Here is a 22826-nt window from a genome sequence, read left to right as displayed (position 1 = left end):
CCGCCCCGTTCCGCGGGCCTCGTGGAGGTCCGCGGAACGGGGCGGATGGGCGGCGGGGCGCGCGGGCTACGCGGTGGCCGCCGCCGCGGCGCGGCCCGCCTGACGGCCGGAGAACAGGCAGCCGCCGAGGAACGTGCCCTCCAGGGACCGGTATCCGTGCACCCCGCCCCCGCCGAACCCGGACACCTCGCCGGCCGCGTACAGACCGGGGACCGGAGTGCCGGACGCGTTCAGCACCCGGCCCGAGAGGTCGGTCTGGAGCCCCCCGAGGGTCTTGCGGGTGAGGATGTTGAGCCGCACGGCGATCAGCGGGCCCGCGCTCGCGTCCGTGATCCGGTGCGCGGAGGCGGTACGGCTGAGGGTGTCCCCGGGGTAGGCGAGGGCGTTGCGGATCCCCATCACCTGGGCGTCCTTGGTGTACGGGTTCTCGATCTCGCGGTCCCGGGCGTCGATCTGGCTCTTCAGGTCGGCCAGGTCGATGAGGCTGGTCCCGGTCAGCCGGTTCATACCGGCGACCAGTTCGGGCAGGGTCGTGGCGACGACGAAGTCGACCCCGTTCTTCTTGAACTTCTCGATCGGCTCGGGGCTCTGCCAGATGCGCGAGAGGAGCTTCAGTATGTCCTTGTTCGTCAGGTCCGGGTTCTGCTCCGAGCCCGACAGGGCGAACTCCTTCGCCAGGATCTTCTGCGTCGTCACGAACCAGGAGTGGTCGTGGCCGCTCGCGGTGATCGACCTCAGGGTGTTCAGGGTGTCGTACCCGGGGAAGTCCGGGGCCGAGAAGCGTTTGCCGGTCGCGTCGAACCACAGCGACGAGGGGCCCGGCAGGATACGGATGCCGTGGTCCGGCCAGATCGGGTCGTAGTTCCGCAGGCCCTCGGTGTAGTGCCACATCCGGTCGGGGTTGACGATCCGTCCGCCGGCCTTCTCGGTGATGGCGAGCATCCGGCCGTCCACATAGGCGGGCACACCGGTGATCATGTTCTTGGGCGGGGTGCCGAGGCGGGCGGGCCAGTTCTGCCGTACGAGATCGTGGTTGGCGCCGATCCCGCCGGAGGTGACGATCACCACCGGGGCGCGGAGCTCGAAGTCACCGACGACGGTCCGGGAGGTGGCCTTGCCGCGGGCGGCCGAGCTGGGCTCCAGGACCGCTCCGCGTACACCGGTGACGGCGCCGCCGGTCCGCACCAGCTCGTCGACCCGGTGCCGGAACTTGAACGTCACCAGGCCGGAGGCGACCGCGGCCCGCACCTTCTTCTCGAACGGCTCGACCACCGCCGGTCCCGTCCCCCAGGTGACATGGAAACGGGGCACCGAATTGCCGTGCCCGTCCGCCAGACCGCCGCCGCGCTCGGCCCAGCCGACGATGGGGAACCAGCGCACGCCCAGCCCGTACAGCCAGGACCGCTTCTCCCCGCCGGCGAAGTCCACGTACGCCTCGGCCCACTGGCGCGCCCAGTGATCCTGGCCGCGCGGATCGGTCACCCCCCGGTCGAAGCCGGCCGTGCCCAGCCAGTCCTGCCAGGCCAGTTCATGGGAGTCCTTGACCCCCATGAGCCGCTGCTCGTCGGAGTCCACGAAGAAGAGGCCGCCGAACGACCAGAACGCCTGCCCGCCCAGATTGGACTCGGGTTCCTGGTCGAGGAGGAGCACCTTCCGCCCGGCCGCGGCCAGTTCCGCCGTCGCGACCAGCCCCGCCAGACCGCCGCCGACGACGATCGCGTCCGCGTCCGAGGACGCGGCCGAGGACGCGAAGGCCGGCAGGGTCCCGGAGAAGGCCGCCGCGCCGGCGATCACCCCGCCCGCCACCGTCAGCGCGCGACGGCGGCTGAACGCGGCCGGGTCCGCGGGCCTCTCCGGATTCTCCGTGCTCTCCGACTTCTCCGGCTTCTCCATGGGGGGCCTTCCGAAAGGGGACGCGGGGGAGGTGTTGCCACGATGACCCTGCTGTTACCGTGCGGTAGCCCACAGATAATCAGGTCGCCACAGAAGTGCGGTAGTAGCCGGGTGCCAACGCGTCCGCCCCGTCGTTGTGGCCCGGCGACAGTGCTCCTCGACACAGCTCCGACGGAGAAGGGCGAGGCTCATGACGGTCACCCACCAGCGCGAGCCGGTCACCGAGATCCTGCGGGCCATGGCCGTCGACCCGGCCGTGTGCGGCGAACTCGTCCACGCGGCACGTACCCGTTCGCCCGAAGTGGCCGAGCTCGCCGAGGCGGAGAACCGCCGGCATGTGTCCGCCCTGGTCACCGCCGCCGGCCAGTGGTTCGCCACCCTCGACCGGGTCGAGGAGCAGAGCTTCGCCGCCGCCCTGCTGCTCGGCGCCGACCGGGCGGGCCAGAGCGTGCCGGTGACCGCCGTCCTGCGCGGCGTGCAGGCAGCCCTCACCCGCGCGGTGGAGATCGCCGTCGACCGCAGCAGGGCCGCCGGGGTCCCCGACGGCCTGCTGCTCTCGGCGGTCCTGCTGCTCAAGGAGTACGGCGACGCCGTCGAGCGCCATGTGGTCCACGGTTACCGCACCGCCGAACAGCGCGTACCGCACACGCCGGGCGGGGTCCGGGCGCGACTGCTGAGACAACTGCTCGGGGGCGGTCCGCCGCCGTCCGCCGAGGAACTGGCGCGGGCCGGCATCCGGCCGGACCGCGCGCGCCACTGCCTCGTCGCCGAGGCCACGGGCCCCGCGCGCACCCGGCTGCTCGCCCCACGGACCGGCTCCCGGTCCGCCTCCCCGTGCGGCGACTTCGCGCTGGTCGACGGGCGCCTGGTGGGGCTCTGCCCCCGGCCACCGCGCGCCGAGGAGATCCCGGCGGGCGCCCTCGTCGTGGTCTCGCCGGCCGTCCCCCTGGACGCCCTGCGCCCGGTGCACCGGCTCTGTGCCCGCGCCCTGGAGATCGGCGGCCGGCGCGGGTGGCGCGGCGTGTACGGACTCACCGACTTCGCCGCCGAGATCGCCCTGTTGGACCAGCCGCTCCTCGGCGCGTACCTGACCCGCGGGCTGCTGGGATCCCTCGACCCCTCGGACGACTTCCACCGCCAACTCGCCCTCACGGCACTGACGTTCCTCGACCACGGGCGGCGGCTCGACCAGACGGCCGCGACCCTGTTCACCCACCCCAACACCGTCCGCTACCGGCTCGGCAGGCTCCAGCAGATCACGGGGGAGCCGCTGACCGGACCCCGTCACGACGGCCCGCCCGGCCCGTTGGCCACCCTGCACTGGTGGTGGGCGCTGACCACCTGGCTGGACCCGCGCCCGGACGCCCTGTAGGGCTCACCCGCGCCCGTTCCGCAGGGCTCACGTACGCCCGTGGGAAAGCCGGCCGAGAGAGTCCAGCGCCTCTTGGGCGGCCCCGGCCCAGTGCGGCGCCCCGGCCTTCCGCGCGACCGCCAGCGCCCGCCGGTAGTGGTCCGCCGCCCGCTCGCGCTCCCCGCACGCGAGAGCGAGGTCACCGAGGTGCCGCGCCACCGGGCCGAGACAGAGCAGCCCGCTCCCCGCACCCGCCAACTCGCCCTCGGCGGGCAGCAGCCGGTCGTACGTACGCCACATCACCGGCCGGTCCCCGACCCCGACGGCGGCCCGGGCGAGCAGACACAGCCGGGCTTCGAGGAGCAGATCGGCGGGTGACTCGGGGACGGCGCGCACCGCGGTCCCGGCCGCGCCGCGGCGTCCCGCGGCGAGCAGGGCCAGCGGACGCACCCAGGGCGTGTACGGGCCCCACCGCGCGTCCTCGTCCACCCGCGCCGGCTCGTCCGCCTGGAGGCGCAGACACAGCAGCGCGAGCGGGAGCAGGCCCTCCGCCATGCCCGGCATACCGCTGCCGGCCAGCGCCCGGCCGCCCGCGCGGTACGCGGCCTCCGCCTCCTCCCGCCGCCCCGCGACGGCCGGCCGCAGAGCGGCGTACCACCGGGTGAACACGCCCACGAGAGGGATGCCGTACCGCTCCGCGAGCCGGTCGACGGCGTCCGCGTGCCCGTCGGCCCCGGCGAGGTCGGCGAGCGCGGAGCGGGCCTGGACGAGGATCAGACGGCCCAGCACCTCGAAGGTCACCAGCCGGTGCCGGACGGCCAGTTCGACGAGTTCCGTGCCGATACCGGCGCGCTCGGGCGCCAGACCCGCCCGCTGGAAGGCGTGCAGGAAGCGCCCGTTGAGGGCGAGGCCGAGCAGCGCCGGGTCGCCCAGCCGGCGCGCGAGGGCCTCCGCCTCCCGCGCCGCCCCGGGCCCCCGGTCGGCGGGCGTACCCCGCAGCTCCTGGGCGAGCGTGCCCAACAGCCGCACGCGCCGCGCCGTCCGGTCCCCGGGCAGCGCGGCCAGGGTGCGCTCGATCGTCGCGGCGATCCGCCCCGACAACTCCGCGTCGTCGTTGCGGGTCCAGATCGCGGGCACGTCGAAGGCGCCGACCACCTCGGCGGTGAGCACCGGATCACCCAGCGCCCCGGCCGTGGCGACCGCCTCCGCCCGGTGCGCCCGCGCGGCCTCCAGGTCCCCGGTCACGGCCAGCGCGCGCACCATCCCCATGACCGCCTCCAGACGGCCGCGTACGTCGTCCCCGGCGCCCCGGTCATGGGCGGCGACGGCCTGCCGCCACAGCCGCAGCGCCTCGTGCGGGGCGAACGCCCGCTCGGCCCGCACGGCAGCCGCCCGCGCGTAGCGGGCTGCCTTGTCCGCCGTGGCCCGGCTCCCGGCGTGGCCGAAGTGATGGGCGAGGGAGGCGACGTCATCGGGGTGCAGGCGCTCGACCGCCTCGGCGACCGCCGCGTGCCAACGCGCCCTGCGCGGCCCGGAGACGTCGTCGTACAGCGTGTCGCGCACCAGCGCGTGGGCGAACCGCAGCCGCCCCGGCCCCTGTTCGGTGAGGAAGCCCGCGGCCAGCGCGGACTCCAGCGCGTCGAGCACCACGTCCTCGTCCGTCCCCAGGGTGAGCAGCACCTCCACGCCGACGTCCCGGCCGGCCACCGCCGCCTGCCGCAGCACCGTCCGCGCCGGCCCCGGCAGCCGCGCCAGCCGGTGGCGGATGACGTCCCGCACCCCGGCGGGGACGGCGTCCAGCGCCGCGCTCCCCTCGGCGTCGACCAGCCGCGCCAGTTCCCGGACGAAGAAGGGGTTGCCGCCGCTGCGCCGGTGGATGCCCCGCGCGGTCGGCGCGTCCAGGTCCCGCCGGACGAGGGTACGGACGAGGGCGTCCGTGGCCGCCTCGGGCAGCCCGCCCACGTACACGCGGACGGGTTCCGTACGGGCGAACCCGGCGAGCGCGTCGGTCAGGCCGGGGGAGATCTCCGTGGCCCGGTAGGTGCCGACGAGCAGGACAGGGCCCGCGACGGACTCCGTGACCAGGGCGGACAGCAGATCCAGGGTCTCCTCACCCGCCCGGTGCAGATCGTCGAGGACCAGCAGTACGGGACCGCGGTCCGCCACCGTGCCCAGGTACGAGACGGCCGCCCGGTGCGCGCGGAAGCGGGCGGCGGCCCGGTCCGCGGGCGGCGCGCTCCGCGGACCGGCGACGTCCTGTGCGGAGGCGTCGGCGACGTCCCGCGTGGCGGCGTCCGGCGGGGGCCCGGCTCCCGAGGCGGCCAGGGCCGTCACGATCTGCGTCCACGGCCAGCCGCCCGGCGCCCCGTCGTGTTCCGGGCAGCGGCCCCACGCGGCGGTCCACCCCCGCGCCCTCAGCGCGTCGGTCAGCGCCTCGGCGAGCGCGGTCTTCCCCGCGCCCGGATCGCCGGAGACCAGCGCCAGGGCGAGCTCGCCGCGCCGTACGGCCATGGCGGCGGCCCCCTCCAGCAGGGCCAGCTCCCCGGCGCGCCCCACGAACGGCCGCCCGTACGGCGCCGCCGCGGCCCGCGCTCTCCCTCCACGCGGGGCGCCCTCTGCCGCCTCGGGCCCGCCGGGCGCCAGGGGTTTGACGGGAGGCCCCAGGAGACGGGGGTCCTGGGCGAGGATGCCGGCCTCCAGCTCGCGCAGCCCGGGGCCGGGGTCCACGCCCAGCTCTCCGGCCACCGTCCGCCCGGCCCGGCGCAGCACGGCGAGGGCGTCGCCCTGCCGGCCCGACCGGTACAGCGCCAGCGCCCACAGCCGCCAGGCGTCCTCGCGCAGCGGATGGGCCCCGGCGTGGGCCGCCAGATCCGGTACCGCCTCCGCGGCCCGCCCCAGCTCCAGCAGCGCCTGAGCGCGCCGCTCCACGGCCAGCAGCCGCAGCCCGTCCAGGCGGGTGATCTCCCCGTGCGCCCATCCCTCGTCCGTGAACTGCGCGTACGCGGGACCGTGCCAGAGCGCCAGCGCCCGGTCCAGACGGGTCAGCGCCTCCCCGGCCCGCCCCGCCGCCAGCAGCGGACCGGCCGCGCCCGTCGCCGCCTCGAACCGCCAGGCGTCCACCGCGTCCGGAGCCGCGCGCAACGCGTAGCCGGGGGAGACCGTCACCAGCAGCCGTGCGGGGGCGCGGGGCGGCCGGTCGGGCTCCAGGGCGCGGCGCAGCGCGGAGACGAACGTCTGGATCGCCCCGGCCGCGCCGTCCGGGGGCCGTTCCCACAGGTCTTCGGCCAGCCGGGCCACGGGGACGACCCGGCCCCGCGCGATCAGCAGCCGGGCCAGCACCGCCCGGTGCCTCGGCCCCTTAAGGGCGAGCGGCCCGCGCCGGTCCGACGCCTCCAGCGGGCCCAGCACACCGAAGGTCACCTCCGGTCCGGCCGCCTCGCTGGTCATCCCGCCAATGTAGCGGGCCACCGCCGGTAAGCCCTGGTCAGCTGTTGCTGACCGGTTGCTGATCGCCGCCCCGCAGGCTGTTCCCGGAGCACAGCAGGACCCGTACACATCCACCCCGTACGAAGGACTCGCACCATGGAACCCAGGCCCAGGATCAGCGGATTCGACGAGCGGCGCGTCACCGTCGCCGAGGGCGTCCGGCTCAACGTCGCCGTGGGCGGCTCAGGAAGCCCCGTCGTACTGCTGCACGGCTTCCCCCAGACCCATCTCATGTGGCGGCACGTCGCCGCCGACCTGGCCGCCGATCACACCGTCATCTGCCCCGACCTGCGGGGCTACGGCGACAGCGACAAGCCCGCCGACACCGACGGGCAGACCTACTCCAAGCGCACGATGGCCGCCGACATCGTCGCCCTCGCCCGTGCGCTCGGCCACGAGCGCTTCGCCCTGGCCGGCCACGACCGGGGCGCCCTGGTCGCCGTACGGGCCGGTCTCGACCACCCCGAGGCGGTCACCCACCTCGCCTCGCTGGACGTCCTGCCGACGCTGGACATGTGGGACGTCCTGCACGGCACCTCAGCCGCCGTCGGCTTCCACCTCTATCTGATGGCCCAGCCCCCCGGCCTGCCCGAAGAGTTGATCGGCGCCGCCCCGGACGCCTTCTTCGGCCACTTCCTGGACATCTGGGCCCGGGACCCGGAGGCGATCCCCGCCCCCGTTCGCGCCGCCTATCTGAAGGCGTCCCGCGAGGCCGTCGTCTCCATCGTCGCCGACTACCGGGCCTCGGCCGCCGTCGACGTCGCGCACGACCTGGCCGACCGCGAGGCCGGGAACCGGCTGCGTATGCCGGTGACCGTCCTCCAGCAGGACTGGGGCTCGGCCCTCGGCTTCGACGCCGCCGCGCTCTGGGAGGCGTGGGCCCCCGACCTGGACCACTCCTCCGTCTCCCTGGGCCACTTCATGGCCGAGGAGGCCCCGGCCGAGGTCGTCAAGGCGCTGCGCGCCCTCCTGGCCAGGTAGCCGCCGGGGAGCGGACGCGCGCAACAGCGCCGTAGGGAGGGGGCAATGCGCGGGAAACGAATTCAACAGAAAGTTGATTCGCTCCCCGTCCGCCCCCTCTCACCGCCGGAGGCACCCGTGTCCCAGGGAACCGTTCCGTCCCCGCATCCCGTCGACCGGATGCCGCCGCCCGGCCGCCTCGGGCTGCTCGGGCTCCAGCACGTGCTGGTCATGTACACGGGCTGCGTGACCGTGCCGCTGGTCTTCGGCGCGGCGGCGAAGCTCGACACGTCCACCATCGGGCTGCTGATCAACGCCGATCTGCTGGTGGCCGGAGTGATCACGCTGCTCCAGGCGCTCGGCGTCGGCCGGATCCTCGGCGTACGCCTGCCGGTCGTCGCGGGCGCCACGTTCACCGCCGTCACCCCGATGATCCTGATCGCGGGCGAGTACGGCATGCGGGCCGTGTACGGGTCGATGATCGCCGCGGGGGTCTTCGGCCTGCTGGTCGCCGTGCCCTTCGCCCGCGCCGTACGGTTCTTCCCGCCCCTGGTCAGCGGCTCCGTCATCACCGTCATAGGGCTCTCGCTGATCGGTGTCGCCGCCGGCCTGATAGCGGGCCAGGACCCGGCGGCCCCGGACTACGCCGCGCCGGGCCATCTCGCGCTGGCGGGCGGGATCGTCCTGTTCATCGTGCTGGTCGGCCGCTTCGGCCGGGGCTTCCTCGCCCAGTTGGGCGTGCTGCTCGGCCTGGTCGGCGGCACGGCCGTCGCGGTACTCATGGGCCTGACCGACTTCTCCACCGTCGGGGACGCCGACTGGTTCGGGGTGGCCGCGCCCTTCCACTTCGGCGCCCCGGAGTTCCCGGTCGCGGCCGTCATCTCGATGTGCGTGGTGATGCTGGTGACGTTCACCGAGTCGACCGCCGACATGCTCGCCGTCGGTGGGATGACGGGCCGCCCGCTCACCTCCCGCGACCTGGCCAGGGGACTGGCCGCCGACGGCGTGTCCGGTGTGCTCGGCGGGGTCATGAACGGCTTCCTGGACACCGTCTTCGCGCAGAACGTGGGGCTGGTCGGCATGACCAGGGTCCGCAGCCGTTACGTCGCCGCCGTCGCCGGAGCCCTCCTGATCCTGCTGGGCCTCGTCCCCAAGCTCGGCGAGGTCGTCGCCTCCCTGCCGGGCCCGGTGGTCGGCGCGGCGGGGCTGGTCATGTTCGCCACCGTCACGGCCGTGGGCATCAACACCCTGCGGAAGGTCTCGTTCGACGGTACGGACAACCTGCTGATCGTGGCCGTGTCCATCGGCGTCGGCATGCTCCCGGTCGCGGCCCCGACGATCTACCACGCCTTCCCGAACTGGTTCCAGATCATCGCCGGCAGCGCCATCACCAGCGCCACGCTCACGGCGTTCCTCCTCAACCTGCTCTTCCACCACACCGGCACCAAGGGCACCCCGGACGGGACCGGGCCCGTACCCGAGGGAGAGGACACCGGGGCCAACGGGCCCGACGGGGCTGACCGGGCCTCCGGAGTGGACCGGGAGGGGGCGGGCGCGCGGACGCCACCCGAAGCCGCCGGCACCGCGCCCGGGAGCCTCCGAGGCGCCGCCCGCCGCCACTCGGACCGGCGGACGTCCCCCTGACGGTACGGGCGCCGGCGCGGCCGGGGGAGCAGTACCCGTGCCCCGGCGTCGTCTACCGCCCGGTCCACGACGCCGAACCCGTCGCCGTACGCCTCGCCCGGTGGCGGGACGCGCCGCACCCCGCCACACGGGCCGCGATCGAACCGCTCACCGGCCTGTACCGGACGGACTGGGACGGGCGCGGGAGAGCCCCCTCGGGCGCGGGGAGAGAGCTCCCCGCGCCCGCCCGCCGGACTGCCGGGCGTCGCTCAGTGGTCGGCGCAGCAGGGGGTCGGGTCCGGTACCTCGAAGGGCACCAGGACCCCGCCCGCCGCCTCCATCACCGTCAGCACCAGCCGCCCCTCCCGCCACTCGGGCCTGAGGTGGTCCCGTGTCATGATCCGGCGCGCACCGTCCACCGGCCCGGCCGTACCGAGCAGCGCCACCTCGTCCACGGCGGACGCCGCGAGCAGTTCGCCCACGCCCACCGTCCCGGTGAGCGCGTCAGCTCCGGGGAAGAGCACCGCCCGGCCCGCGCCGCGCTCCGTCCGCTCGGCCACCGCGTGCGCCGCCCCCTCGGACAGCTCGGCCGGGCCGTGGCGCCGCTCGCCGAAAGCGAGCCCGACCGGTCCCGGCTCCGCGCGGCCGGTCAGCGCCCGCCACACCTCGGCGGCCGTGGCCGCGTCCGGCAGGGAGAGCGAGAGCGCCAGACGCGGCCGCCCGGCGCGCACCACGTGCGTACCGACCGACGCGGCGTCCGGCAGGGCCAGTTCACCGGCGAGCGCCCGGGCCAGGTGATCGGCGTCGCTCAGACCGGCCGTGGCCGCGTCGACACCGATCACCGTCGCCGCTGTCATGCGGGCAGCACCCAGATCGGGTTCGAGTAGAACCAGAGGTCGCGCCACGGGTCGGCGTCACCGACCACATCGAGCGCGGGCCCCGCCGGGTCGACGGCGGCACCCCGCGCGCCGACGGCGGAACGGTTGCCGTCCGTACCGCGCAGCCGGACGTAGAGCGGCCGGTCCACCCGGCCCAGCGAGTAGCTGACCCGGACCGTACCCGTCGACTTGTCGACGTCGTACGACGAGACGACCTTGGCGGTCGGCGCGGTGAACGTGTCCTTGTCCTTGACCTCGCCCGTCACATCGCCCTGGATCACGTCCACCCGGGCCAGCTTCGGCACGAACTGCGCCCAGTTCGCGCCGCCCGCGAGCGCGATGTCGACCGTCAGCGTCACCTGCGTACCGCGCCGTACGTGCAGGGCGCCGCCCAACGTGGCCCAGCGCCCGCCGCCCGCGACCCGGGCGTCGAGCCCGCTGATCAGTCCGCCGTGGTCGACCCAGACGCGCCCGGCGCGGATGCCGTCCATGACCGCCGCGTACGAGAAGCCGTCGGAGCCCACGTGCGTACGGCTGTACTGGCCCGGCCAGAAGTCGCCCTCGGTCAGGTCGAGCCCGCCCCGGTAGACCGGGTCGGTGTGCTTGCCGTTGGCCGTGAAGTCGGAGTCGGGGCCGCCGCGCTTCGCCGTGTCCGCGTACACGTTGTGCGAGTCGGAGTTGGCGGTGATCCACCACGGCCTGCCCTCGGCGAGCAGGCTGTCCCACAGACCGCCCACCGTGGCGGTCATCCAGTCGAACCCGCCCCAGGTGCGGTAGCTCTCCAGCGGGTAGCCGGCGAAGGAGCCCGCGCCCGGACTGCCGTCGTACAGCCCCCGCGCGCGGCCCATACCGGTCGGCGCCGCGATCCCCGCGGCCTGGTGGCCCGGCGCGCCCTCGAACCCGACGGCGATCTGGCGGTCCCGGGGCGTCGCGTCGCGCCAGGCGCGGATCTCGTGCGGCGAGTCGATGCCCTTGCGCGACGGGTGGTTGGCGAGCATCAGGGCGTCCTGCACCTTGCGGCGCTTCACCTGATCGGAGAGGAACGAGAGACCGGCGATGGCCAGCGCCTCGTTGGCCGGTGTGGAGTCGCCGGCGCCGCGCACCGAGCCGTCGAAGGAGGTCTCGAACTCCTTGAGGACCGCGACCTCGTCGCGGCCCGGGTGGACGAAGACCGTGCCGTGCTCGGCGGCCGGGATGTTCCACTCCAGACCCTGGAAGACCAGCGTGTCGTCGTACGCGGCACGGGCCTCCCTGATGTCCGGGTTGACCTTCTCCACACCGATCTTGGCGTGCGTCTCCGAGCCGTGGTCGGTGATGACCATCCAGTCCAGGCCGTTCCTGGCGCCCTGCCGCACCTGGTCGACGACCCGGTACTTGCCGTCGCTGCTGTACTGCGTGTGGATGTGGTGGTCACCGGCCAGCCACAGGAAGCCGCCTCTGCGCGCCGTACGGGGGGCACTCGATCCGCCCTGGCCGCCGGTGGCGTACGCGGGGGAGCCGCCCGCCACGCCGCCCGCCACACCGGCCGCCGCGAGCCCGGCGCCCAGCAGCCCCGTCCTGCGGAGCATCGAGCGGCGGGAGAGCTGGTCGGGGGTGAGGGCGTCGTCGGGCACCGAGGTGTCGAGCGCGGGCGGCAACGACGTGTTCGTGTCGTGCGCGTGGGAGTGCGCGTGCGAGTGAGGGTGGTGGTGCCCGTGTCCCATGGAGACTCCTGTGTCCGGTTGTTGCCGTTGTGACAGAGAGGTTCCGGGTGAAACATGAACAGTGGGCGATCCACGGGTGATCAGTGGGCGGCTGCCGCACGGCAGGATGACGCGCCCCGCCGCTCCGGAGACCCGGATCGGCAACTGCCCTTGTGCGTCAGGCGACTTGACCGTACATGATGACCCTCCGCAGTACCGTTCCCGCACCTTTGCCACCGAGCGCCTTCGACACCTCGCACCCTCGAACCCCCGGCACTCCGCACCCACCCCCGCACCTTTCTCACCCCCCAGGAAAGGCCCCACATGCGAACCCCTCTACGGAGACTGATCGGCGTCCTCGCCGCCGGCGCGCTGGCGTTCACCGGCCTCGCCGTCACCCCGGCCACTCCGGCCGTCGCGGCCCCGGCCGCCCCGGCGGCCGGCTCCGGCACGCTCAAGGTCCTCACGTACAACATCGCCGGACTTCCGCTCGGACTCGGTCAGGGCGACCCCGAGACCAACACCCCGCTCATCGGGCAGCGCCTCGGCCCGTACGCCGTCGTCAACGTCCAGGAGGACTTCAACTACCACGCCTCGCTGTACGCCCACGACACGCACCCGTACCGCACCGCCACCAGCGGCGGCGCCGCCTTCGGCGACGGCCTCAACACCCTCTCCGACCACCCCTTCGAGGACTTCGAGCGCGTCCGCTGGAACGACTGCACCGGCACCGACTGCCTCACCCCCAAGGGCTTCTCGCTCGCCCGGGTCCGGCTCGCCGAGGGCGTGTTCGTCGACCTGTACAACGTCCACACCAACGCCGACACCACGGACGCCGCGCTGGCCGCCCGGCGCGCCAACATCGTCCAGCTCTCGTCCTTCATCCGGACGTACAGCGCGGGCAACGCCGTCGTCGTCATGGGTGACACCAACACCCGTTACACCCGCACCGGCGACAACATCCGCACCCTCGTCTCGGAGAACGGCCTCACCGACGCCTGGGTGAAGCTGGTACGCGGCGGCTCCGCCCCGGCCCCCGGCAGTGATGCGCTGGTCTGCGACACCGCCGCGCCCACGAACACCTGCGAGGTCGTCGACAAGGTCCTCTACCGCGGCGGCCCGCTGGCCGGCCTCGACGCCACCACCTACACCAACGAGTGGCGCGGGTTCCTCGACGGCGCGGGCAAGCACCTCTCCGACCACTACCCGCACGCCGTCGACCTCGCCTGGTCGCAGCCCGCGAACCGCCGCGCCTCCGACTTCTTCGGCGGCCCGCACGGCACCGCGTTCAACGACGCCCCCGCCCTTCCGGCCACCCCCGCGCCCCGGACGCTCACCCTGCGCGGCGGAGCCCGGCTCGACGCCCTCGCCCTCACCCTCGACGGCGGTACGGTGCTGAGCCACGGCGGCACGGGCGGCACCGCGTCCTCCCTCACCCTGGCCGCGGGCGAACACCTCACCTCGGTCAAGCTGACCCAGGGCCAGAAGGACGGCCGTACGCGGATCTTCTCCGCCGCGTTCACCACGGACCAGGGCCGCACCCTCGCCGCCGGTACCGCCACCGCCGACACGGTGACCCGCACGGCGCCGGCGGGGTGGCGGATCGTCGGCTTCACCGGCCGCTCCGGGGACGGGATCGACAAGCTCGGCGTCGTCTACGCGCCCAAGTAGCCGGGGTTCGGGGCGGCCTGGTCCTCCGCCGTACGCAGCCGGACCCGGCGGACCGGGACGAACGACGCGGAGTCCACCGACGCCCGGGTCCTGGCCGCCGCCAGGCCGTCCCGTACCGACGCGTCGACGTACACCCCGTCCGCGCGCCCCAGGGGCAGCACCCGGATCTCGACACCGTGCTCGACGGCCGCCTCGGCATGACGGCGCAGACCGATGTCCCACGCCGGGCCGTACCAGAAGTGGTCGGCGACGAGCCGGCCGCCGATGTAGGCGCGGGCCACGTCGCCGGTGTACGTGAGCCGCAGCAGCACCTCTCCGCCCTCGTCGAACACCGCGCGGGGGACGGCGATCCGGTGGACCGCCGCCTCCGCGTAGTCGGCGTCCACCGGCGCCGAGGCGCGGTGGTGCGGGCCGCCGTCGCGGGCGGGCGGCGCCACGGCCTCGGCGCGTACGCGCTCGACGCCGGCCGTTCCGGCCCCCGCCCCGGCCGCCACCGACGCCGTCCAGGTGGTGAAGACGCCGTCGGCCCGGGGCCCGGAGAGCCCAGTCGTACCGGAGGCGCCCGCACGGTCTCCCGCCGCGTGGAGGCCGGCGGCGGGCGCGGGCGCCAGGGAGAGGGAGACCGTCTCCGCCTCGGTGGGGACGCGCAGTTCGCCGCCGTCGGCCAGGACGGCGTCCGCGCAGAGCACCAGCCGCTCCGCGCCCCAGATCCGCACCCGCTGGAGCCGGCGCCCCTGCTCCTCGGTGAGGAAGAGCAGCCGGACCGGACCCTCGGACCCGGCGACCGTCACCACCGCGTCCGTCCCCGGCGCGGGTATCTCCACCACCGTCCGGCCGTCGTGCGCGGCGACCGCGGCCGGACCCGACACCACGGACCCCGGCGGCAGGGAGAGCTGCGCGGCGATTCCCGCCGTGGCGGCGAACACCGCGGTCGGCACCCCGTCGACGACCAGCCGGGTCAGCGGTTGGGCGCTCACCCAGTCGAGCCGTACGCCGGGCCCCGCCTCGTACCCGAGGGCCCAGACGAAGTGCGCGCCGCTCGGCACGGTCACCGGCGTGGCCGGCACCTGCCGCGTACCGCCGTCGAGTTCGACGCGGAAGCGGACCCCGCGGTGATCGGGGAGCGGCTCGTGGGGCTGGTGGTTGTTGACGAAGAGGAACCCCTCACCACTGCTGGAGCGCACCGCCCAGCGCAGCGTCGACCGGTCGTCGAGGCCGTCCGGCGGCGCGTCGGGCAGCCGCAGCGGCATGTCCGCGAGCCGCGCCCCGGAGTCCTGGATCAGCAGATGCTGCGCGCGCAGCGCGTGGTACGAGGGGCGCACCTGCCCGAACTCGCCCAGCGGCGCCTGGAAGTCGTAGCTGACCGAGGGCAGGTCGTTGAGGTAACCGGTGGCGTGGGACTCCTGGTTGGGCAGGTCGAGATCCAGCCGCTGCGAGCAGCCGTGGTACAGGTAGTACCCCTGCCAGACCGAGCCGCTGCCGAGCTTGGCCAGCGCCAGCGCGGAGATGTCCGCGGTCCGCACCAGGGGCCGCCGGTGGTACGCGACGGCCATTCCGGAGCCGAGTTCACAGGTGAGGTACGGGTAGCGCCGGTCGTCCGGCACCCCGTGGCTCGCCCGCGTCGCGGAGCGAAGATCGGCGCCGATGGTGGGATCGTCCCTGACCGGGGTGAAGAAGTAGTGCCGGCGCATCTCCCGCGCCCACCCGTCGTGCGCCTCCGCCCAGAACGCCTCCGGGTAGCCGCCGTACACCGGCAGCAGGAGATCGCGCGGAAGGTCGGCGGCGTCCCACCCCGTGGCGGTCCACAAGGGGGCGGCGATGCCCGCGGCCTCCGCGAGGCGGCGCAGCGTCGCGAGGTGCGCGGGCGCGTCGTACAGCTCGTTCTCGATCTGTACGGCGACGACGGGGCCGCCCTCGTCGTACGAGAGGCCGCGCAGCTCCCGGCCGATCCGGGCGAAGTACCGCTCCACGAGCGACAGATAGGCCGGATCGTCCGTGCGCGGGACGCAGCCGGAGCCGTCGAGCCAGTCCGGGAAGCCGCCGCCCCGGCACTCGCCGTGCGACCAGGGGCCGACGCGTACGGCGACGGACAGGCCGAGCCCGCCGCAGAGCAGGACGAAGCGGCGCAGATCGAGACCGCCGTCGAAACGGAAGGTCCCGCGGCTCTCCTCGTGCTGGTTCCAGAAGAGGTACGTGGCCACGGTGTCGACCCCGCCGGCCCGGATCTTCAGCAGCTCCTCGCGCCACTCGGCGGCCGGGTAACGGCTGAAGTGGAATTCCGCCATCACGGGAAGCCAGGGGATCCCGCCCCGCAGGATCCTGCGGCTGTCCGGGGTCAGGGGGACACGGACACCGTCGCGGCTGCCCATCGACAGGTGCCCCGACGGTCCGGGCGGGGAAGTGTGCAGGTCACGGGCGTGCAGCGACAACATGACGGACGGCTCCCGCTTCGGCGACGGCTGGGAAGACCGCTTCATGGTCGACACGGCCCCGGACCGTGTCAAGGAGTGCTCCCGGGCCGGTGCGGGACCGGGCGAGCGGCACTTCTGGCCGGTATAGGTCTTTCCCGGTCCACCTGTCCTGTGATCCAGGTGTGATGTTCATGTGATCCACCTCGTCTTCAGATCGCTGCCACGGGGTGTTACGTTTCTCGATGTCACGAGTCCCAGCGACAAGCCCCGGCTTGCTGGGCGGCAACCCTCCTTTCTGCGGTGGGGTGCCCCGGGTGATGACACGGCTCCACGGGCACACCGATGTGCCGGGAGCAAGCGCGGACCTGTCACCCAGGTCCAGTACCTGTGACGGGAGCACGAGATGACAGTGGACGTGATGCCTCAGGGCACGTCGTCACGGTGCCCCGCCCAGCGGCCCCCGCTCGACGAGCGGCCGGCGAACCATCACCCATGGGCCGGCGCGCCGTACGCCGTCACCCCGCACCGAGGAGTCCTCCCCTCATGAGAGCTGCCCTGCCACGCCCACGCGGGCGACGCCCCCTGCTGGCCCTCGCCTCGGCGGCCACCGTCCTCGCCGCCGTCGCCGGGTGCGGTGTCGACACCGGCGGCGGATCCGGCGGTGCCGGCGGCGGAGGGGCGGGCTCCAAGGGGGAGCAGATCACCGTCACCGCGTTCGCCGGCCCCTGGGGTGAGCTCTTCAAGAAGTCCTTCGTCGCACCGTTCGAGAAGGACACCGGCATCAAGGTGAACCTCGTCTACGGCGCCGACTCCGCCTGGCTCACCAAGCTGCGCGCCGCGGGCGGCAAGGACGCGCCGTTCGACGTCGTCGCCCTCACCCCCGGCTCCCTGCACCAGGCCGTCGGCGGCGGTCTCCTCCAGCCGCTCAAGACCGGCGACCTGAAGAACTGGAAGCAGCTCGACCCGGTACTCACCCGGCAGTCCACGGTCGAGGGCTCCTCCTACGGCGTACCGCTGACCACCGGCTCCAACGGGCTGCTGTACCGCACCGACAAGATCAAGCAGGCGCCCCGCGACTGGACCGACATCTTCGACAAGAAGTACTGCGGCCATGTCGCGCTGCCCCCGCTCACCTACAACGCGGGCCTGGAGTTCTTCTCCGCACTGGTCTCCCAGGACGGCGGCAAGCTCTCCGACCCCGCCGACGTCGACAAGGCGTTCGACAAGCTCGCCGCGCTCAAGGGCTGCGTCTCGGCGTACCCGGCGGACGCGGGCAGCGTCTCCACCGTCCTCCAGAACGGCGACGCCTGGATCGTGCCCTTCTGGGACGGCCGCGCCTTCGCCATGGCCCAGGAGGGGCAGCCGATCGGCTTCAGCTACCCCACCTCCGGCGCCGTCGGCGCGCTGACCTCGTACTACGTACCCAAGGGCAGCGCCCACACCGAGGCCGCGTACAAGTTCCTGGACTACCTCAGCGCCGCCCAGCACCAGAAGCCCTTCGCCGAGGGCACCTTCTACGGCGCGGGCAACGACACCATCGACTACAGCCCCGGCTTCAAGGCGAAGGTCAAGTACGGCGAGGACGTCTACAAGACCTTCACCTGGGTCGACTACAAGACGGCGACCCCCAAGCTGAACGAATGGCAGCAGCGGTGGAATCAGATCTTCAAGTGACCGGGCAGCGGAACGACGAGGGCGGCGGGACCGCCGCGCACATCGACATCGAGGGCCTGGCCGCCGGGTACGAGGGGCAGCGCATCCTCGACGTCGACCGGCTCTCCATCCGGCGCGGCGAGTTCCTGTCCGTCCTCGGCCCCAGCGGCTGCGGCAAGACGACCCTCCTCAACAGCCTGGCCGGATTCGTCCGCCCCACCGCGGGCCGGATCACCCTGGACGGCACGGACCTCACCGACGTCCCCACGCACCGCCGGGGGCTCGGGCTGGTCTTCCAGAACTACGCGCTCTTCCCGCACATGACCGTCGCCGGCAATGTCGCGTACGGACTCAAGGTGCGCCGCACCGAGCGCGCCGAGCGGGACGAACGCGTCGCCGAGGCGCTGCGCCTCGTCGGCCTGGAGGCCTACGCGGACCGCCGGCCGAAGCAGCTCTCGGGCGGCCAGCAGCAGCGGGTCGCCGTGGCCCGCGCGCTGGCCACCCGGCCCGCGGTGCTGCTGCTCGACGAGCCGCTGTCCAACCTCGACGCCAAGCTGCGCCGCGAGATGCGGGTGGAGCTGCGGGAGCTCCAGCAGCGTCTCGGCATCACCATGGTCTTCGTCACGCACGACCAGGAAGAGGCGATGTCGCTCTCGGACCGGATCGCCGTGATGAACGGCGGCCGGGTCGAACAGCTCGGCACGCCCACCGAGGTGTACCGGACGCCCGCGACCCGCTTCGTCGCCGAGTTCATCGGCGCGGCCAACATCCTGGAGGGCACCGGCGCCTCCGACGGGACGCTCCACCTGGGCGGGGCACGGCTGGACTCCGGCCTGGCCACGCTGCCCGACGGGGAGACGGTCACCCTCGCCGTACGGCCGGAACGCGTCACGGTCCGCGCGGCCGAGGCCGCCGGCGCCGACGGATCCGGTGCTCCGGTCAAGGCCGGGCGCGGCTCGGGGATCGTCGGCTACCGGGCGTTCACCGGTGAGGCGTGGCAGGCACAGATCGTCGTCGCCGAGGGCGTCGCGGTCAACGCCAGGACGGCCGAGGAACCCCCGGCCGTCGGCGCGCGCGTCACCTTCGGCTGGGCCGCCGCCGACGTCATCGTCCTCGGGCCCGGACAGGCCGGCGGGGCCGGGGGAGCGGCCGAGGCGGGCGCCGGGGACGTCACCCCGGGCGCCGGGGACGCGGCCACCGCCACCGGGGACGCCACCCCGGCCGGCGGGGACGCCACCCCGAAGGAGGCGACGCCCGGATGAGCGCGCCCGCCGCCCGCGCGCCGCGCCGGCTGCGCGGGCTGCTGCCCGTCACGCCGGTCGTGGTCTTCCTGCTGGCCCTGTTCGTGATCCCGCTCGTACGGGTCCTCGCGCTCAGCTTCCACCCCTCGGACGCCAACGGCTATCCGCTCGACGGCTTCTCGCTCACGCAGTACCGCAGGGTCTTCACCGAGGCGTTCTTCTCCGAGTCCCTGTGGCAGAGCCTGCTCACCTCGCTGCTGGTCACCGTCCTGTGCGTGCTGCTCGGCTTCCCCGCCGCGTACGCGCTCGCCCGCGCCCGCAAGGGAGTGGTGCGCACCCTGCTGTTCGTCGCGGTCGTCTCCCCGCTGCTCACCAGCGTGGTCGTCCGCAGCTACGGCTGGGTCGTGCTCTTCTCCGCCAACGGCGCGGTGAACCGGATCCTCGTCGGCCTCGGCATCCTGGACCAGCCCGCGACCCTGCTGACCAGCTACCTCGTGGTCATCGTCTCGGTCACCCATGTCCTGCTGCCGTTCGCGATCCTGCCGCTGACGACGGCGCTGGGCGGCATCGACGACAACCTGGCCCGCGCCTCGCGGAGCCTGGGCGCCGGGCCCGTGCGCACCTTCTGGAAGGTCACGCTGCCGCTCAGCCTGCCCGGCATCGCGGTGGGTGCCACCGTCGTCTTCCCGCTGGCCATGGGCATCTACATCACCCCGCTGCTGGTCGGCGGCGCCAACCAGCCGCTCGCCGGGCTGCGCGTCTACAGCCAGATCACCAGCGTCTTCGACTACCCGGTGGCGGCGGCGCTCAGTCTCACGCTGCTCCTGCTGACCCTGGTGGGCGTCTCCGCCCTCGGCACCGGATTCCGCTTCTGGGAACGGAGACTCCATGGCTGACCCGGCCGTCGACCGTACGCCCGACCACCCCGCCACCGCCGACCGGTCCGCCACCGCCGACCGGTCCGCGGACACCGGCACGCTCACGAAGACCGGCGCGCCCGCGAAAGCCGGACCGTCCGCGAAGGCCGGCCCACCGTCGCGGAACGGCGCCGGCCGGGGCTCCGCCCTGCTGCGCCGCGCCGGGCGGACCGCCGCCGCGCTGCCCGCCGTCGCCGTCTTCCTCTTCCTGCTGGCACCGCTCGCCGTCCTGGCGCTCGCCTCCCTCAACTCCACCAGCTCCCTGAGCTTCCCGCCCAGCGGACTCTCCCTGCGCTGGTACTCCGAGGTCCTGTCCTCCCCGGACTGGCTGGTCTCCTTCCGGCTCAGCGGGGTCCTGGTGCTGCTCGTCGTCCTCACCACCGTGACGATCGGCACGCTCGCCGCGTACGGCCTGGTCCGCGGCGACTTCCCCGGCCGCGGCCTGCTCTCCGGGCTCGCCCTCGCCCCGCTGATGGTCCCCGAGATCATCATCGGCCTCGGCCTGCTCTACTACTTCCAGGGCCTCGGACTGGTCAACACCCTCCCCGGGCTCTGGCTGGCGCACTCCCTGGTCGCCCTGCCCTTCGTCATCCGTACGGTGATGGTCAGCGCCCAGGCGCTCGACCCGACCCTGGAACGCGCGGCGGCCACGCTCGGCGCCGGACGGGCCCGTACCTTCCTCACCGTCACCCTGCCGCTGCTGCGCCCCGGCATCCTCGCCGGAGCGGTCTTCGCCGCCGTCACCTCGCTCGGCGAGGTCGCGGTCTCCGCGCTCGTCTCCGGCTCCAACACCACCACCGTGCCGGTCCGTATCTTCTCGGCCGTCCAGTTCCAGCTCGACCCGTCGGTGGCCGCCGTCTCCACGCTCCTGATGCTCGTCAGCGTGCTCGTCCTGGTGGCCGTCGACCGGTTCACCAACTTCTCGGAGGTGCTCTGACCGTGCCCGCTGACCCCACCGCCGCAGCCCCGCGCCCGCGCGCCCGCGTCGGGATCGATGTGGGCGGCACGTTCACCGACTTCGTCCTCGCCGTGCCCGGCGACCGGAGCGCTCCCCTCCACCACAAGGAACCCAGCACCCCCGGCGATCCAGCGCGCGCCGTCGCCGACGGGCTCGCCGCCGTCCTCGACCGGGCCGGCCTGCGCCCCACCGATCTCGCCGCCATCACCCACGGCACCACCATCGGGCTGAACGCGATCATCCAGCGCCGCGGCGCCCGGATCGCCCTGGTCGTCACCGAGGGCTACCGCGACATCCTGGAGATCGGCCGCAGCCGGATGCCGTCCTCCTTCGACCTGCACGCCGCCAAGGAGGAACCCCTCGTCCCCCGGGACCGGATCGTCGAGATCCCCGCCCGGCTCGGCCCGGACGGCCGCCCCGTACGCACCCCGGACGACCGTGAACTGGCCCGGGTCGCCGAGGAACTGCGTGCCACGGACGCGGAGGCCGTCGCCGTACTCGTACTGCACGGCCACACCGACCCCGCCTTCGAGGCGGAGGTCACCCGGCGGCTCGCCGCGCTCGTCCCCGAACTGCCGCTCACCTCGTCGGCCGCGATCTGGCCCGAGGTCCGCGAGTTCGAACGCGCCCTCGTCACCTGCCTCAACGTGTACATCCAGCCGCTGATGCGCCGCTACTTCGACCGGCTCGAAGCGCTCCTCGACGGCCTCGGTGTCACCGCCCCCGTCTACATCGCCGCCTCCAACGGCGGTTCGCTCAGCCTGCGTTCCGCCGCCGAACGCCCCATCGAGACCGTCCTGTCGGGACCGGCCGCCGGTGTCACCGCCGCGACCCGGCTCGGCCGCGCCGCCGGGATCAGCCGGCTCGTCACCTTCGACATGGGCGGCACCAGCAGCGACATCGCCGTCGCCGTGGACGGCGAACCGGAGTTCGCCACCCACACCACCATCGGCGGACTCCCGCTGATCCTGCCCGTCGTCGCGGTCAACGCCATCGGCGCGGGCGGCGGCTCGGTCGTACGGGCCGACACGTACGGAGCCCTCAAGGTCGGCCCGTCGAGCGCCGGGGCCGACCCCGGGCCCGTCGCCTACGGCCGCGGCGGCACCCGCCCCACCGTCACCGACTGCTACCTGCACACCGGCGTCATCGACCCCGCGACCTTCCTCGGCGGCCGGATGACCCTCGACGCGCCCGCCGCCGCCCGCGCCCTCGGCCTGGTCGGCGACGAACTCGGATTCGCCACCGCCGACCCCGGCGCGGCGGCGGACCGGGCGGCCGACGGCGCGCTGCGCGTCGCCACCGCGGGCATGGCCGTCGAACTCCAGAAGACCCTCGCCGGACGCGGCCTCGACCCCGCCGAGTTCACCCTCGTCCCGTTCGGCGGCGCGGGCCCCACCCACGCGGCCGTGCTCGCCGAGGAGGTCGGCATCCGCGAGATCGTCGTCCCGCCCGCCGCCGCCACCTTCTGCGCGCTCGGCGCGGTCGGCGCCGACCTGCGCCGCGACTTCGCCCGCAGCCTGCGCCGCGACCTCGACGACACCACCGTCGCCACGCTCCGCGACATCCTCGCCGGGCTGGCGGAACGCGCCCGTACCTGGCTCGCCGAACAGGGCCCGGAAACCGCGCCGCCCGCCCTCACCCTGGCCGCCGACATGAGCTACACCGGGCAGGCGTACGAACTGCGGGTGGAGCTGCCCGGCGAACCGACCCTGGCCACCCTCACCGAGGCGTTCCACCAGGAACACGAACGGCTCTACGGCTTCCGCGACGCCACCGCCGCCGTCCGGCTCGGCACCGCCCGGCTCGCCATCAGCGCCGCCGGCCCCGACCTCGCCACCACCCCCGCCGAGGCCGCCGCCGGGGACCCACCGCCCGCGCCCGTCGGCCGGCGCACCGTCCTGCTCGCCGGAGAGCGCGTCACCGCGGACGTCCACCGGCGCGACGCGCTGCGCACCGGGCACACCCTCGCGGGACCGGCCGTGATCGAGCAGGACGACACCACCGTGCTCGTACCACCCGCCTGGTCGGCCACCGTCGACCCGCTGGGCAACCTCCGGCTCCGGCACTCGTGACCACCGCACAGCACGCCACGGCAAGGCAAG

General features: G+C 74.2%; 15 protein-coding genes and 1 riboswitch. Of the genes, 10 read left to right on the top strand and 5 right to left on the bottom strand.

Annotated features, from left to right (window positions below):
• Positions 1-66: 66 nt before the first annotated feature.
• Positions 67-1893, bottom strand: a complete 1827-nt coding sequence (locus ACFXPL_RS13635; RefSeq protein WP_384917445.1) for an FAD-binding dehydrogenase — start codon at positions 1891-1893, stop codon at positions 67-69.
• 190 nt (positions 1894-2083) lie between these two features.
• Between ACFXPL_RS13635 and ACFXPL_RS13630 the strand changes: the two genes are divergently transcribed.
• The gene (locus ACFXPL_RS13630; RefSeq protein WP_384917442.1) at positions 2084-3265 is read left to right on the top strand and encodes a PucR family transcriptional regulator; all 1182 of its coding nucleotides are present in this window, start codon (positions 2084-2086) and stop codon (positions 3263-3265) included.
• A 27-nt stretch (positions 3266-3292) separates the two neighbouring features.
• Here ACFXPL_RS13630 and ACFXPL_RS13625 read toward each other — a convergent pair whose 3' ends face one another.
• On the bottom strand, positions 3293-6691 hold the full coding sequence (locus ACFXPL_RS13625; RefSeq protein ID WP_384917439.1) for a BTAD domain-containing putative transcriptional regulator: 3399 nt from the start codon (positions 6689-6691) through the stop codon (positions 3293-3295).
• A 135-nt stretch (positions 6692-6826) separates the two neighbouring features.
• On the opposite strand from ACFXPL_RS13625, the gene ACFXPL_RS13620 reads away from it, so the two are divergent.
• Together ACFXPL_RS13620 and ACFXPL_RS13615 are read left to right on the top strand one after the other, a co-directional pair.
• Complete coding sequence (locus ACFXPL_RS13620; protein ID WP_384917436.1) at positions 6827-7711, top strand: alpha/beta fold hydrolase; 885 nt, start codon at positions 6827-6829, stop codon at positions 7709-7711.
• Positions 7712-7870: 159 nt separating this feature from the next.
• Complete coding sequence (locus tag ACFXPL_RS13615; RefSeq protein WP_384917607.1) at positions 7871-9334, top strand: nucleobase:cation symporter-2 family protein; 1464 nt, start codon at positions 7871-7873, stop codon at positions 9332-9334.
• 248 nt (positions 9335-9582) lie between these two features.
• Here ACFXPL_RS13615 and ACFXPL_RS13610 read toward each other — a convergent pair whose 3' ends face one another.
• Together ACFXPL_RS13610 and ACFXPL_RS13605 are read right to left on the bottom strand one after the other, a co-directional pair.
• Positions 9583-10170, bottom strand: a complete 588-nt coding sequence (locus ACFXPL_RS13610) for a hypothetical protein (RefSeq protein ID WP_384917433.1) — start codon at positions 10168-10170, stop codon at positions 9583-9585.
• On the bottom strand, positions 10167-11894 hold the full coding sequence (locus tag ACFXPL_RS13605; RefSeq protein WP_384917430.1) for a PHP domain-containing protein: 1728 nt from the start codon (positions 11892-11894) through the stop codon (positions 10167-10169). The genes ACFXPL_RS13610 and ACFXPL_RS13605 overlap by 4 nt, the downstream gene beginning before the upstream one ends.
• 303 nt (positions 11895-12197) lie before the next feature.
• Here ACFXPL_RS13605 and ACFXPL_RS13600 point away from each other — a divergent pair, with 303 nt between their 5' ends.
• Complete coding sequence (locus tag ACFXPL_RS13600; RefSeq protein WP_384917427.1) at positions 12198-13544, top strand: jacalin-like lectin; 1347 nt, start codon at positions 12198-12200, stop codon at positions 13542-13544.
• Here the strand turns inward: ACFXPL_RS13600 and ACFXPL_RS13595 are convergent.
• Positions 13529-15976, bottom strand: coding sequence for a beta-galactosidase (locus tag ACFXPL_RS13595; protein WP_384917424.1), 2448 nt, complete (start codon positions 15974-15976; stop codon positions 13529-13531). The genes ACFXPL_RS13600 and ACFXPL_RS13595 overlap by 16 nt on opposite strands.
• On the opposite strand from ACFXPL_RS13595, the gene ACFXPL_RS13590 reads away from it, so the two are divergent.
• The 6 genes from ACFXPL_RS13590 to ACFXPL_RS13565 all read left to right on the top strand — a co-directional run bounded on the left by ACFXPL_RS13590 (position 15975) and on the right by ACFXPL_RS13565 (position 22796).
• Positions 15975-16103, top strand: coding sequence for a hypothetical protein (locus ACFXPL_RS13590; RefSeq protein WP_384917421.1), 129 nt, complete (start codon positions 15975-15977; stop codon positions 16101-16103). The genes ACFXPL_RS13595 and ACFXPL_RS13590 overlap by 2 nt on opposite strands.
• A gap of 95 nt (positions 16104-16198) precedes the next feature.
• Positions 16199-16321: riboswitch (SAM riboswitch) on the top strand.
• Between the two features lie 177 nt (positions 16322-16498).
• Positions 16499-17629 carry a PotD/PotF family extracellular solute-binding protein gene (locus ACFXPL_RS13585; RefSeq protein ID WP_384917419.1) on the top strand — a complete coding sequence of 377 codons (1131 nt, stop codon included), beginning with the start codon at positions 16499-16501 and terminating at the stop codon, positions 17627-17629.
• Positions 17626-18870 carry an ABC transporter ATP-binding protein gene (locus ACFXPL_RS13580; RefSeq protein WP_384917416.1) on the top strand — a complete coding sequence of 415 codons (1245 nt, stop codon included), beginning with the start codon at positions 17626-17628 and terminating at the stop codon, positions 18868-18870. The genes ACFXPL_RS13585 and ACFXPL_RS13580 overlap by 4 nt, the downstream gene beginning before the upstream one ends.
• Positions 18867-19745 carry an ABC transporter permease gene (locus ACFXPL_RS13575; RefSeq protein WP_384917412.1) on the top strand — a complete coding sequence of 293 codons (879 nt, stop codon included), beginning with the start codon at positions 18867-18869 and terminating at the stop codon, positions 19743-19745. The genes ACFXPL_RS13580 and ACFXPL_RS13575 overlap by 4 nt, the downstream gene beginning before the upstream one ends.
• Complete coding sequence (locus tag ACFXPL_RS13570; RefSeq protein WP_384917408.1) at positions 19738-20703, top strand: ABC transporter permease; 966 nt, start codon at positions 19738-19740, stop codon at positions 20701-20703. Before ACFXPL_RS13575 ends, ACFXPL_RS13570 begins: the two co-directional genes overlap by 8 nt.
• A 2-nt stretch (positions 20704-20705) precedes the next feature.
• A complete protein-coding gene (locus tag ACFXPL_RS13565) occupies positions 20706-22796 on the top strand; it encodes a hydantoinase/oxoprolinase family protein (RefSeq protein WP_384917405.1) in 2091 nt (696 codons plus the stop codon).
• Positions 22797-22826 lie beyond the last annotated feature (30 nt).

Source organism: Streptomyces sp. NPDC059092 (genome assembly GCF_042756365.1).
Taxonomy (GTDB): Bacteria; Actinomycetota; Actinomycetes; order Streptomycetales; family Streptomycetaceae; genus Streptomyces.
The sequence above is the reverse complement of the archived record's forward strand: the minus strand, read 5'-3'. Positions and strand labels throughout refer to the sequence as shown.